This window comes from Loktanella sp. F6476L (genome assembly GCF_023015725.1).
In the GTDB taxonomy this organism is placed as follows: domain Bacteria; phylum Pseudomonadota; class Alphaproteobacteria; order Rhodobacterales; family Rhodobacteraceae; genus Yoonia.
The window spans coordinates 18,578-31,401 of sequence record NZ_JALKAR010000018.1 but is presented as its reverse complement, the minus strand read 5'-3'; the positions used below and the strand labels follow the sequence as shown (position 1 = coordinate 31,401).

Below are 12,824 nucleotides of genomic sequence, written 5' to 3'. Positions count from 1 at the left end.
ACTACCGTCCACAGTTCTACTTCCGTACAACTGACGTGACAGGCACTGTTGTTCTTCCAGAAGGCACAGAAATGGTCATGCCGGGCGACAACCTGAAGTTCAACGTTGAACTGATCGCTCCAATCGCCATGGAAGACGGTCTGCGCTTCGCGATCCGCGAAGGTGGCCGTACTGTTGGCGCCGGCGTTGTATCTAAGATTGTTGAGTAATCAATGACACCTCGCAAGAGGTGACGAGATAAAGAAGGCCGCTCTGGAAACAGGGCGGCCTTTTTGTTTGTCTATCGACATGCTAGCCCGTTCTCACGTGTAAACCTTGTTGTGAGATAAAGATGACAAAGACCTTTCCCGTTGTATTCCTTGTTCTTTTGACCTCTGCTTGTTCCGGTGGCAGCGACCCTGATCGTTTGACGTCGGACCGTGAAGGCAACGTTGTCAGTGGCGTTGCGGGGGCCAATTGGGCCGACAATGAACTGAATGTTGTTTGCAACACACCAGTAGAGACATTGACCAATGTCACAGTGCGGCGTGACGCAAGCGGCACCGGTACATATTCCGGCGTTTGCGTACCCGCGTTGTAATCGATATTGGGCCGTGCCGCCTGGCGCGGCCCTAGCTATCCCCATCGGCGGAATTCGCCACTACCTGTAGACGGGTGTGTGTTGCGCAGGTGCAGCCCGTCACATATGATTTCGATATGCGCCACCTTATCTTGCCCGCCCTGATCGCCGCGACTGTTCCGTCCACAACGGCGCAGGCCCATCCGCATATTTTTGTGTCGACAGAGGTGACGGTCATCTTTGAAAATGGCGTGCCTGCCGCGGTCGATCTTGCATGGGTTTACGACGATTACTTCTCGCTTTTGATCACATCCGACCTTGGTCTGGATCTTGACGGGGACATGCAGCTGACGGCTGAAGAAGAACAAATTCTCGCGGCGTCTGTCACCGAATGGCCCGCGGATTTTCAAGGTGATCTGGAGGTTAGCCAAGGGGATGAAATCATCCAGCTTGCGCCGCGCACGAACCACACCATGGTATTCGAGGACGGGATCGTGCGTGAAATGCATCGCAGGCCGATCCCTGCTTTGAACGATCCCACGGCACCAATCACGATCCGCGCCTATGATCCGTTCTACTATGTCGCCTACGACCTTGTCGGGGTCGTACAGATCGAAGGGCGCGACAATTGCGAAGCGTTGATTACCCCCGCCAATCTTGATGCGGCTTACACGTTGGTCGAAGAATTGCTTTATGGCCGCCCCGCTGCTGATGTCAGTGCAGACGAACAATTCCCCGAAGTCGGCGTCGCTTTTGCTGACACCATAGAGGTTACATGCGCACCATTGGGTTAATCTGCCTTATCGGGCTGATCGCGGTGATCATCGGCCTGTGGGGATTTGGCGGCGCGGACGCGGTCAGCCGCTGGGCGACGGCAACGCAGCGCGACGTCCAAAACGCGATGGCGCGCAGTCTGCGTGCCTTACAGGCCGGAGAAGCGGGCGCTTTGCTTGGCCTCTGGGGGCTTTGCCTGACCTACGGTTTCGTGCATGCCGCCGGACCCGGTCACGGCAAACTCGTCATCGGTGGTTACGGCATCGGGGCGCGTGTCGCTGCGGCGCGGCTGGTCGGGTTGGCTGTTCTATCGTCACTGGCCCAAGCGCTCACGGCTGTCATTTTGGTCTACGGCGCGATTTGGGTGCTTGGCTGGGGGCGGACGCAGATGACCGACGCGGCTGACAAGTTCTTTGCGCCGCTCAGTTACGCGCTGATCATTGGTGTTGGTCTTTGGCTGTTTCTGCGGGGCATTCGGCATTTTCTGCAAACGCGTCAGACCGCCAAAAACCACCATCATCACGACCATGATCATGACCACGACGGCGTGTGCAGCAGTTGCGGTCACGCGCACGGCCCGACGCCTGATCAGGCGGCCAATGTTCGGTCTGTAAAGGATGCCGTTGCCGTCATTGCGGCGATTGCGATCAGACCCTGCACAGGTGCTGTCTTTCTGTTGATTCTGACAAATGCACTGGGCGTGGCTTGGGCAGGAATCGCGGGCGCCTTTGTGATGGGGATCGGCACGGCAGCATTTACTGGCGCGGTTGCGCTTGTGTCTGTTGGATTGCGGGAAAGTACGTTGGCGCAGGTCGCTGGTGGTACCGCGACAGCGCGTGTGCTGGCTATCGTCGAAATTTTGGCAGGGGCGATTATCGCGATCCTGGCCCTCCAGCTTTTGCAGCGCGTCCTATAAACGCAAAAGACCGCCGCAGGGAGGATGCGACGGCCTTTCGGTGCCTTGGGAAGGCAAGGAGGGATCGGGGCGGTGTTACGCGGCTTTCGCGTTCACCTCACCAGTGGCGATATCGGTCATCGTCCGGTCGCCGTCGTATGTGTTATCCAAACATTCCTGCAAGATCGCGGCCTCGCCATCTTCGCCAATGCGGTTCGCAAAGGCGACCAAACAGCCGTAGCCGGCCAACGCGTAATGCACCATCCGCTGGTATTGCGTGATAATCATCGCGTCGCGCACGTCGTCATCGCCAAAATCAGCCTCGAGCACATGGGCCTTCGCTTCTTTCACGAGACCTTCCATGCCTTTGCAATGTTCGCCTGTTGGCTTGATGTCATGCTTGGCGCAAATCTCGGCTACTTTTTCGATACCGTCGCTAACACCGTTCGCACCAGCGATCAGGGCCTCGGACAGATGTTTGTTCTTCGCGGCACGGCCAAGTTCGGTAATAATCTCCAACGACTGCGTGTTCGCGCTCCAGATGTCCTGAAGTTGGTCGTGGTACACGTCATGTAGGGTATTCATTGACATGATATTTCCTTTCCGTTGCGTTTCGATTGTCTGCACAACATGATGGGATCAAATTCGTTCCGCTAAACTTTGAGACTTTTCAAATGATGGGCGGATCGACGGACTAGAAAGCACGCAATGCCCGATCCATTTCCAGCGCCTGATACGCTTCATCCGGTCATCTTGCCTGACGGGACGCCGCATGCCGGAACGGTCTTTCTCGCGCCTGCTGTGAAGGATCATACGAAGTTTCACGTGGGCGATTACACCTACGCCAGCGCGCATGTGCCGCCTGATGATTGGGCGTTTCACCTCGCACCATACCTTTATGATTTTTCGCCAGAGACGCTGCAAATCGGCAAATTTTGCCAGATCGCGGACGGTGTGACCTTTGTGACATCGTCGGCGAACCACCGGTATGACGGGTTTTCCAGCTTTCCGTTCATGATCTTTGGTGGTGGACCAGCGTCGATGCCGGAACCGGGACCAGACACGGTGATCGGGAATGACGTCTGGGTCGGGCAGGGGGCGACGATTCTACCAGGGGCAACGATCGGCAATGGTGTGATCATCGGGGCGCAATCGGTCGTGCGGGGCCATGTGCCGGATTACGCAATCGTCGCAGGGAACCCTGCGACCGTGGTACGGCGGCGGTTTGACGATGCGACCATCGCACAGCTTCTCGATATCGCGTGGTGGGATTGGCCCATTGAAAAAGTGCAAGCCAATGAAGCGGCCATCGTGGGGGCGGATCTAGCCGCGCTGCGTGACGCCTGACATCTGATCTGCCATAGCGGTCACGCGGTTCAACTCTGCCGTCATGACAGCGCGGCCTGCTTCGACTTCTACATCGCTGGCCTTGCGCGGAATCGCGACATCAAGCCGATCAAACACAATCGCGCCCCGCGTAAACGGCAATGGCACCATCATACTGTCCCACGTTTTCAGGATACGATGACGTTTCGTCGAAAAGGCGTAGCCGTAAATCGGGCGCTGCATGATCCGCGCCCATTCCAACGGGGCATCTTTCACGGCAAACCCCGGACCGGTTGGTCCGTCGGCTGTAATTCCGATACTTATGCCTTCCTTCGCCCGCTTCATCACAATGCGGGATTGCGCCACGTTAGACCGTTTCGCGGACATCTCTATCGGCTGAAGACCGAAATAGGCCTGCAAAGCACCCGCTGCCCGTCCAATAGGCGCGGTATCATGTAAGCAAGACAACGATCCTGCGGTCCGCGGCCAATGTGGCGCGATCATCATCAATCGTCCGTGCCATAATGCGCAAAGAACCGGCCCCTGTTCCAGATCGCGTCTCAGCGCATCCAGTCCCGATGTTTCCCACTTTGACGTCAGAATGCACAGCCGCAAGTACCATCCCACAAGCGTCGCGATAAAGCGGGCAAGAAAGGCAGAATTTTCCAAGCGGCGGCGAAACGGGGACATCTGAAGGCTCTGTCTGGATCGGTTTTTCTTTGATGCGCTTTTTTCTTGGACAATGACAAGGCGGGGCTTGAAAAAGAATTGGCATGGGGGTAGATCGACAGTCGGTCAGCGTAGGGGTGTAGCTCAGTTGGTAGAGCGCCGGTCTCCAAAACCGTAGGTCCACAGTTCGAGTCTGTGTACCCCTGCCAGACCTCTGATCCTTCCCGTGTGACAGAGGGGCCGCCAATCTCATGACATCGCAGGCTTTACCCAGCACAATTGTGTTGCACCTTGGGGCGCATAAAACCGCAAGCACCCATTTGCAGCACGCGATCATGGCGGCTTTACCGATTGATGGCGTGGCATTTGCAGGGCCACAAACATTGCGCCAACCGGGGGCCAGTTTGCCGGAACGGTTTGGGTTTCCTTTCGATCCGGATAGCGCGGAAGTTTCGACATTGTCGCCGCACGATGCGCTCGCGGAATTGGCGGATGGTGCCGACAGGCTTGTGTTGTCCGAAGAAACCTTTGCCGGAAAACTCCAGCGGGGCTGGGGGCGAATCCCGACCCCCCTCTATTTCACGGCCCCAGACCGGGTCAGTCGGTTTGCCCGTATCATCGCAGAAGCCGGCGGTCCGGCCATTGATCTGTGTCTAGGTATCAGAAATCCCACCGACTACTTGGGGTCCGCCTATAGTCAGATTCTGAACGGCAACCGCGTCGTTGAGCCGGAAAAGTATCGCGAAAAGAACCCGTTCACCGTGGTCGATTGGGCCGATTACATTGGCAGGCTGCGGGCGACAGCAGGCGTAGGTGCGCTGACGGTTTGGCGGCAAGAAGATTACGCCGACGTGTTCCCGCAGATTTGCGAGGCAATGGTCGGCACGCGCGATGTTGTGCCGCCGTCCGAACGGATCCATCCGCGGCTTTCCGAACAGGCTGTTGATGCGATTCTGTTGGCGAAACGGTTCACAGGTCCGGATTTCAAACGGATCGCCGCCGATGCCCTGCCCATCACAGCCGATAACCCGCCCTACGATCTATACGATGCGACGACACATGCGGCGTCGCGCGCGTTCTATGCCGATCAATGTGCGATGATTGCGGCCATGGCGGATGTGACGTTTTTGCAGGCCTGACGCGCAAACTGCGGGCCTGCATCCTACCGCTTGAAAACCCAGTAAAGACTGCGTATGTGACGATCTACAGATGTAAAGGACCGCGACCTATGGCTAACCCAGTCAGATTCATTAACGAAACCCGCGCAGAAGTTGCAAAGGTTGTCTGGCCGACCCGTCGGGAAGTTGTGATGACCACAATCATGGTCTTCATCATGGCCACATTGACCGCGATCTTCTTTTTTCTAGTTGATCTTCTGATCCGCACAGGTCTGCAGGGTGTGCTGAACTACTTCGGCGGCTAAACCACTTTATCTACATTTGTCCTCATCAACGCCCGCCGGAAGCATCCGACGCTGCACTTTTGCGCCGTTTTCGCGGTGGGCGAACCACAGCGACCGGTGCGGAAATCTGCCCCCACCCCCTTGAAAACATTGGTTCAGAACGGTACGACGCCTCAACTTTCGGGGAAGGCGTGCGGCGAATCAAGTTGCGCGCCGCTTTTTATTGCCCCGCGCAGATGATATAACTGTCTGTGATAATTGGAACTTTGCGGCGCAGTCCGCAATCGGCAAAGGTGCTCTTTGATATGGCCAAACGTTGGTATTCTGTAAGCGTCCTCTCGAACTTTGAGAAAAAGATCGCAGAGACCATTCGCCAAAAAGCGGAAGAGCAGGGTCTGGATGATCAGATCGAAGAAGTGCTGGTTCCGACCGAAGAGGTGATCGAAGTCCGCCGCAATAAAAAAGTGACAGCCGAACGTCGTTTTATGCCGGGTTACGTTCTGGTCCGCATGGACATGTCCGACGAAGGCTACCACCTGATCAACTCTATCAACCGCGTCACAGGTTTCTTGGGCCCGCAAGGTCGCCCGATGCCGATGCGTGACGCAGAGGTCAAAGCGATCCTTGGTCGTGTTGAAGAAGGTCAAGAAGCGCCACGTACGCTCATCAGCTTTGAAATTGGTGAGAAAGTTAAAGTGTCCGACGGTCCGTTCGAAGATTTCGACGGCATGGTGGAAGAAGTGGACGAAGAGAACCAGCGCCTGAAGGTGACTGTGTCTATCTTTGGTCGCGCGACCCCAGTCGAACTGGAGTACACGCAGGTTGTGAAGCAGGGTTAATCCCTGCGGCCGCCTGACCCGTTAGGTCAGTGTAAGAACAACGCTATCTCCGACGCTCAGCGTATAGTCGGGGATAGACAGGTATTCATCTTCGGATGCGCCAGACACCCCAAACCCCGATACATTGTAAACCGAACTGTGGCGGCTGCCGCGATCTGTGCAGGCAAATGGCGCCTCTGGATTGCCAGTGATCCCTATGGCTTTGCCTTTGTGGGTGCACAATAGGTTCACCACGAAATATGCAGGGTCCTGAATTGTGCCGTCACGATCGTCTGCGGCTGTGATCTGATCCTCGGTGCGGTGGTGCACGGCGATATACTGGATCATGCCGGTTGCCGTATACTTTTCGTCCGTTGTGGGGCGGGCGATCACGGCAACTTCGCCGGGTTTCAATGCGCTAATCTCGATCTCGCTGGTGCCCGCGTCGACGCTGATTGTTTGGCTTTGTCCGATCGGGGTGTCGTCCGGGATGTCAGCCCAATCATCCAATTCGAGTGTCGTCGTTTGCGCATTCAAGATCGCCGGACACAGCAAAACGGTGCTGCTGGTTAATGTTGCGATCACATGGCGTCGGGTCAGCTGGTGCATGGGGAAATCCTTATCTGGCTTTAAGTGACATATCAGTGAGGGTGGAATCGCGGTTCCAGAAATGGTGCTTCAGCGCCGCGGCGACATGACCGCCGACCAAAACAAGAAGCACCCATTTCAAGAGGTAATGAATTTCAAGCAGCCACTCACCGGTATCAGACCTTGCAAAGCTCAGGCTGGCAGGGGCGATCAGCGCATTGTCCAGCTCGGCAGACGCGCCGATGTAGCCGGTAAAGACGAAAGCAATCAGGGTAAGATATAGTGCGATATGCATGGCGCTAGCTGCCAGCGTTGCAACGCTGCGATGCGGGGGCGATGCGGGGCGCTTTGCAATCCGGCTGATGATCCGCACAACCAGCAGAACAATCAAAACTTGGCCCGTCAGTTGATGGATTAACATTGCGCCATCGTCCGCCAATTCCAACCGGTATGCCATGCCTGTCGCGGCCATGATCAAGGTGAGCAAAACAGACGCCCAATGGTATCTGATTTGCGCTTTGGTGTATCTCATCTGAACGTCCTTGATCGGGGGCATCGTTACACTGCTTACGGTATTAAACGCAGCGGGCGCTCAAATTGGTCGGATGGTGTGTAAATTCTCGGATCACCTTGCCGTGAACGGGAATGGGGAAGGCAGACGAATTACCTCTTGCATAACGCTTAGGCGCGATCTAAACGCACGACCTGTTGCCTCTACATGGGGTGGCATCGCTGTGGGAGGTCTTGGCGCGCGCGCGTGACCAGCCGAACCACACAACGTAAAGCCGGATGATCGCGATTGTCGGGCGTTGGAAAAGGAGAGGCCACATGGCCAAGAAAGTAGTAGGGACACTTAAGCTGCAAGTCCCAGCGGGCGCAGCAAACCCATCCCCACCCGTAGGCCCAGCATTGGGTCAGCGCGGCATCAACATCATGGAATTCTGTAAAGCGTTTAACGCGAAAACGCAGGAAATGGAAAACGGCGCGCCGTGCCCAACCGTGATCACATATTACGCGGACAAATCCTTCTCGATGGAAATCAAGACGCCACCTGCGTCCTACTACATCAAGAAAGCTGCGAAACTGAAGTCCGGCTCAACAGCGCCTGGCCGTACAGTTGCAGGTTCCATCACTGGTAAGCAGGTTCGTGAGATCGCTGAAGCCAAGATGAAAGATTTGAACGCGACTTCCATCGAAGGCGCAATGCTGATCATCGCGGGTTCTGCTCGCTCTATGGGCATCGAGGTGAAGTAATGGCTAAATTTGGTAAGCGTACAACTGCAGCTCGCGCAGCCTTCGAAGGCAAAGCAGACGTCACCGTTTCCGAAGCAGTTGCTTTGATGAAGGACAACGCGAAAGCGAAGTTCGACGAAACTATCGAAATCTCTCTCCAGTTGGGCGTTGACCCACGTCACGCAGACCAAATGGTTCGCGGGACTGTGGCACTGCCAAACGGTACAGGCAAAACAGTACGTGTTGCTGTGTTCGCACGTGGTGAGAAAGCTGAAGAAGCAAAAGCAGCTGGCGCAGACATCGTTGGTGCAGAAGACCTTATGGAAACTGTTCAGGGCGGCACAATCGAATTTGATCGCTGCATCGCGACACCTGACATGATGGGTGTTGTTGGTCGTCTGGGTAAAGTTCTGGGTCCACGTAACCTGATGCCAAACCCACGCGTTGGTACTGTGACTATGGACGTCAAAGCAGCTGTTGAAGCTGCAAAAGGCGGCGAAGTGCAGTTCAAAGCGGAAAAAGCTGGCGTTGTTCACGCTGGTATCGGCAAAGCATCCTTCACCAACGAACAGCTGGAACAGAACGTTCTGGCATTTGTTGATGCGGTTCAGAAAGCACGCCCAACTGGCGCAAAAGGCACATACATGAAGAAGATCGCTGTTTCTTCCACAATGGGCCCAGGCGTTACATTGTCCATCGCAAACGCGACTGGCAACTAAGACTTAACACTTCTTATTGAAGTGACATGCGGCAGGCCTTCGGGCCTGCCGTTTGCGTTTGTGGGGGGGTGTTTTTGCAATGGAAACAACGGAATGCCGGTCGCAAATGTGGCGGAAGTATGGCGATTTCCGCTTGTAGGTCTCACCTCATGATTGTTAACGTCGCCCCAATTATTAAGACCAGCCAATAGATTTGTCGGCTTTAATTATTTCTCTTGGGGGAGAGCGACTATGTTAATTGCTGATTTTAACGGCGACGGGATTGATGACGTCATTAAATCCGAACAGGCCACTTGGGCCGACCTTGATGACAAACAGGACCTGATGCGTCGCATCTTTGGGTTTGAAGACGACGATGCAGACAGGCTCGATGTCTTCGAGTACCGCATTTTCTATGGCGATGGATCGATTGATCTCGTTGAGGTTCCGTTCAGTCAAATGACTTTCGTGACGACCGCGGCGTCCTACGCGTATTACGACGAGATTAGTTGGGATAGCGGTGCATCTGACCCAAGCTTTTCATTTGGCGGTGATTTCAGCGGGAACGATCTGTATCGCTGGGATGAATACCTCGAATTTGATACAGACGTGGCGACAACTGCGGACGGCTCTGTTGAGTTTTCCCTAAAGCATGTTTTTCGCGCCGATCTAGAGGTTTATGATGACTCGGAATTTTACTACGACAGTGACGATGATTTTTACTACGATCTTTCATATAGCAACATCGTCTATTACGAGGATTTTCCGTCCGAGTGGATTAGTGACTTTGTGTTCACCGAAGAAAAATTTTCCTTTGTAGGCGAGGAAAACCCGAATGCACCGAATGGAACAGCAGCGAACAATTTGATCGAAGGCTATTTCTACAATGACGTGATCGACGGACGGGGCGGTAGCGACCGGATTTATGGCGGTGGCGGCGACGACGTGCTGTACGCGGGAAGCGGCGACAATGATGCGCTTTATGGTGGTGATGGTGACGACACTCTGGTTGGCGGCAAAGGCGGAAACTGGATGGTCGGTGGTAACGGCAACGATGTGTTTATTCCGGGTGATGGTAACAACGCTTTCAGAGGTGGTGATGGGGTCGATCTTGTCGATTTCTCGGATTTCAATCCGCAGCGTGGGGTGAAGGTCACGCTCGGTTCGGGCGGCGGTGACATTTACGGCAAAAACGCCCAAAATAACGATTACAGCTTCAATAGTATTGAGCAAGTAATCGGAACGCAGAGCGAAGACCGTATCCAAGCGAAAGATGGCACTGCCGTGATGCTTGACGGTTTCGACGGCGATGACCGGCTGTTCGGTGCAGACCAAGGGGACACGCTAATCGACGGGGTGGGGCGGGATAACATGCATGGCCGTGGTGGCGCGGATACCTTCGTACTTGTCGCGGATGCGGATCGCGACACAATCAGCGACTTCGAGATTGGCGTTGACCAGATCGACATCACGGCTTGGGGTGTCAGCGATGTGGCTGATCTGTCGTTTGACGTTCACGCCAAAAAGTTGGGCCGCGTGAAGGTCACCTTTGAAGACGAAACGTTGCTGATAAAAACCCAAGATCTTGCTGCTGACATCAGCGTGGATGATTTCATTTTCTAGACAATGTCGCGGAACGGTTGCGCGAAAGCGTAGCCGGTCCGCTATCTCGATGGGCCATGACCAAGTAGCACGTCAGGTGCCTGCCGATGGGATTGGTTCGCGTTTACAGCAATAGCGAATACATCGCGTTTTTTGCGCAAAACAGCTCTGCATCAATGGGGTGTCCCGCGTATCGGTGCTCGAATCTTAAAAAGGGAACAATATGTTTGTAGGTGATTTTAACGGCGATGGCATTCAGGACGCGCTGAGCGATGATGCATTTCTCGGGGATGTTTCGACCACGGGGGATAGTCTCGGGACAGATCTGTTTGGTAAAACAATCGACGGCGTGGCTTGGGACCTAAGTGAATTGCGGGTCCTTTTCGGGAAAGGCGAAACCGAACCCAATGATGTAGCGCTTGAAAATTGGCAGGTCGCTGGAGTGGTCGGTGAATTCTACCGTGAAATCTACGATACCAGCCAAGCCTTTGGATATTATCCGATCGCTGAAGACGCCTCATCCATCGACTACATTTTCGAAAACCTTTCCGCTTACGTCGAGGTCGTGACCGGCGCATATGGTAACGATGGGATCAAGGTCGATTATCTGTTCTCGGGATTTGCGCAAAGCTCGACGGTTGTTGTCGAAACCTATTACGACGAAACTTATTACTACGACGAACCCGCGTACGAGAGCGAAGACGCTGATTTCGCGGTCTATTACTGGTTCGATGGCACGGGCTGGGTGGCAGGTGACGCGGACGGGATCGACTGGATGCCGGATGACGCCGGCTATGATTCACGCGGCGAATTTGGGACGCTTGGCGATGACGTTCTTGCGGGCACGGCCGTGGATAACGTGATCTATGCGCTTGGGGGTGATGATGTGATCGACGGGCGCGGCGGTGATGACTACATCGAGGGCGGTCTTGGTGATGATTATATCGACGGCAACGGCGGGTCTGACTCAATGCACGGCAACGAGGGAAACGACACGTTCAAAGGCGGAAAAGGCGCGTTCGAGCAGTATTACGGTGGCGAAGGTGTCGATCTTGTTGATTTCTCAGGATTGAGCAAAGGCTACGCGCTCAAGATTTCGCTCGCATCTGGTGGCGGGCAGTTTTTTGACAGGTCCGGTGATATGGTGTTCAACAGTATCGAGCAGGTGATCGGCGGCCGCGGCGACGACCGTATTCAGGGACAGGACGGTGTTGTGCAAACGCTTGATGGTCACGAAGGCGATGACCGCTTGTTTGGTGCGGATCAGGCTGACACGCTCATCGACGGTGCAGGGCGCGACAACATGCATGGTCGTGGTGGTGCGGATACGTTTGTGCTCGTCTCGGATGGCGACCGCGACACGATCAGCGATTTTGAGATTGGCATTGACCAGATCGACATCACGGCTTGGGGTGTCAGCTATGGCGCGGATCTGATCTTTGATGCGCACACCAAAAAGTCGGGCCGCGTGACCGTTAGCTTCGAAGGCGAAACGCTGCTGATCAAAACCCAAGACCTTGCTGCTGACATCAGCGTGGATGATTTCATCTTTTGATCCAATCAATCGAAACGGCCCCATAGTGGTTGTGGGCCGTTTCGTGTCGCATGTTTCAGTATATCGTGGCCGCTACGTCGCTGGTCAGAACGATTTGAATAAGGGTTTTCGATGAAACGTATTCTACTTATGGCGATTGGAATTGCCGCCGTGATCGGTGTCTTGCTTTGCATCGTGCTGTCAAGGGTCAGCGCCGGCGCGCGCGAAACGGTCCGTGAATTCACCATTGCGGTGTCGACAGAGGCCTATGATGACGCGCTAGCATTGATGCACCCCGAGTTCGCAAAAGAGGTCCCGGTCGAGAGACTGGAAGACATGTTTGTGCAGACCAAGCCATACACAACCGTCAAGATCACGAGTTTTGAGATCAACAACAGTCGCGCGACGTTAAGCGGAACTGCCGAAACGGACGATGGATGTGTCAGCGCGCTGGATTTCAATTTGCTCAGCGAACAGGTTGTCGGGTTTTCGATCACCCCGTTGTGCAAATTTGACTGACAGGCATGCCGCATCGCAAACTGGGGTAGGCGGGTTTTCTACCCCGCTACCCTTGGCAAAACCATCATCTCCCTTTAAAGCACCACCAAGGCCTGACGGTTTGATTCGTTCGGGCCTTTATTCGTCCGAGACGGTGGGTTGGCAGCAATGTCATTAATTCCTGCCTGAGACGGGATAGACCAGAATTTTCGAGGCTCTCCTCGGTCC

At 54.8% G+C, this 12,824-nt stretch carries 16 protein-coding genes, 1 tRNA gene and 1 pseudogene; 14 read left to right on the top strand and 4 right to left on the bottom strand.

Going from position 1 to position 12,824, the window contains the following annotated elements:
- From tuf to MWU61_RS18690, 4 genes and pseudogenes are all read left to right on the top strand, one after another.
- Positions 1-209: pseudogene (gene tuf, locus MWU61_RS18705) on the top strand (elongation factor Tu); the annotation flags it as partial.
- A 122-nt stretch (positions 210-331) separates the two neighbouring features.
- Entirely contained in the window at positions 332-580 is a 249-nt protein-coding gene (locus MWU61_RS18700) for a hypothetical protein (RefSeq protein ID WP_247129986.1), read from the top strand.
- A 116-nt stretch (positions 581-696) separates the two neighbouring features.
- Positions 697-1,353 carry a DUF1007 family protein gene (locus MWU61_RS18695; RefSeq protein WP_247129985.1) on the top strand — a complete coding sequence of 219 codons (657 nt, stop codon included), beginning with the start codon at positions 697-699 and terminating at the stop codon, positions 1,351-1,353.
- Complete coding sequence (locus MWU61_RS18690; protein ID WP_247129984.1) at positions 1,335-2,249, top strand: hypothetical protein; 915 nt, start codon at positions 1,335-1,337, stop codon at positions 2,247-2,249. Before MWU61_RS18695 ends, MWU61_RS18690 begins: the two co-directional genes overlap by 19 nt.
- A 75-nt stretch (positions 2,250-2,324) precedes the next feature.
- On the opposite strand, the gene MWU61_RS18685 is transcribed toward MWU61_RS18690, so the two are convergent.
- Positions 2,325-2,819 (bottom strand): ferritin-like domain-containing protein, encoded by a 495-nt coding sequence (locus tag MWU61_RS18685; RefSeq protein ID WP_247129983.1) that lies wholly within the window; start codon positions 2,817-2,819, stop codon positions 2,325-2,327.
- A 117-nt stretch (positions 2,820-2,936) separates the two neighbouring features.
- Between MWU61_RS18685 and MWU61_RS18680 the strand changes: the two genes are divergently transcribed.
- Positions 2,937-3,575 carry a CatB-related O-acetyltransferase gene (locus MWU61_RS18680; protein WP_247129982.1) on the top strand — a complete coding sequence of 213 codons (639 nt, stop codon included), beginning with the start codon at positions 2,937-2,939 and terminating at the stop codon, positions 3,573-3,575.
- On the opposite strand, the gene MWU61_RS18675 is transcribed toward MWU61_RS18680, so the two are convergent.
- The gene (locus MWU61_RS18675; protein WP_247129981.1) at positions 3,552-4,244 is read right to left on the bottom strand and encodes a DUF374 domain-containing protein; all 693 of its coding nucleotides are present in this window, start codon (positions 4,242-4,244) and stop codon (positions 3,552-3,554) included. The two genes, MWU61_RS18680 and MWU61_RS18675, sit on opposite strands and share 24 nt — an antisense overlap.
- Before the next feature lie 112 nt (positions 4,245-4,356).
- Between MWU61_RS18675 and MWU61_RS18670 the strand changes: the two genes are divergently transcribed.
- From MWU61_RS18670 to nusG, 4 genes are all read left to right on the top strand, one after another.
- Positions 4,357-4,432: transfer RNA gene (locus MWU61_RS18670), tRNA-Trp, on the top strand.
- Between the two features lie 42 nt (positions 4,433-4,474).
- Complete coding sequence (locus tag MWU61_RS18665) at positions 4,475-5,362, top strand: hypothetical protein (RefSeq protein WP_247129980.1); 888 nt, start codon at positions 4,475-4,477, stop codon at positions 5,360-5,362.
- A gap of 89 nt (positions 5,363-5,451) precedes the next feature.
- Positions 5,452-5,646 carry a preprotein translocase subunit SecE gene (gene secE / locus MWU61_RS18660; RefSeq protein WP_247129979.1) on the top strand — a complete coding sequence of 65 codons (195 nt, stop codon included), beginning with the start codon at positions 5,452-5,454 and terminating at the stop codon, positions 5,644-5,646.
- A gap of 284 nt (positions 5,647-5,930) precedes the next feature.
- Complete coding sequence (nusG, locus tag MWU61_RS18655; RefSeq protein WP_247129978.1) at positions 5,931-6,464, top strand: transcription termination/antitermination protein NusG; 534 nt, start codon at positions 5,931-5,933, stop codon at positions 6,462-6,464.
- A gap of 21 nt (positions 6,465-6,485) precedes the next feature.
- On the opposite strand, the gene MWU61_RS18650 is transcribed toward nusG, so the two are convergent.
- Positions 6,486-7,052: a hypothetical protein gene (locus tag MWU61_RS18650; RefSeq protein WP_247129977.1), complete on the bottom strand. Its 567-nt coding sequence runs from the start codon at positions 7,050-7,052 to the stop codon at positions 6,486-6,488.
- 10 nt (positions 7,053-7,062) lie between these two features.
- Positions 7,063-7,563, bottom strand: coding sequence for a cytochrome b/b6 domain-containing protein (locus MWU61_RS18645; protein WP_247129976.1), 501 nt, complete (start codon positions 7,561-7,563; stop codon positions 7,063-7,065).
- Between the two features lie 296 nt (positions 7,564-7,859).
- Here MWU61_RS18645 and rplK point away from each other — a divergent pair, with 296 nt between their 5' ends.
- The 5 genes from rplK to MWU61_RS18620 all read left to right on the top strand — a co-directional run bounded on the left by rplK (position 7,860) and on the right by MWU61_RS18620 (position 12,617).
- Positions 7,860-8,285: a 50S ribosomal protein L11 gene (rplK, locus tag MWU61_RS18640; protein ID WP_247129975.1), complete on the top strand. Its 426-nt coding sequence runs from the start codon at positions 7,860-7,862 to the stop codon at positions 8,283-8,285.
- Entirely contained in the window at positions 8,285-8,983 is a 699-nt protein-coding gene (rplA, locus tag MWU61_RS18635) for a 50S ribosomal protein L1 (protein WP_247129974.1), read from the top strand. Before rplK ends, rplA begins: the two co-directional genes overlap by 1 nt.
- A gap of 231 nt (positions 8,984-9,214) precedes the next feature.
- Positions 9,215-10,585 (top strand): calcium-binding protein, encoded by a 1,371-nt coding sequence (locus MWU61_RS18630; RefSeq protein ID WP_247129973.1) that lies wholly within the window; start codon positions 9,215-9,217, stop codon positions 10,583-10,585.
- 202 nt (positions 10,586-10,787) lie between these two features.
- The gene (locus tag MWU61_RS18625; RefSeq protein WP_247129972.1) at positions 10,788-12,119 is read left to right on the top strand and encodes a hypothetical protein; all 1,332 of its coding nucleotides are present in this window, start codon (positions 10,788-10,790) and stop codon (positions 12,117-12,119) included.
- Between the two features lie 111 nt (positions 12,120-12,230).
- Positions 12,231-12,617 carry a hypothetical protein gene (locus tag MWU61_RS18620; RefSeq protein WP_247129971.1) on the top strand — a complete coding sequence of 129 codons (387 nt, stop codon included), beginning with the start codon at positions 12,231-12,233 and terminating at the stop codon, positions 12,615-12,617.
- Positions 12,618-12,824 lie beyond the last annotated feature (207 nt).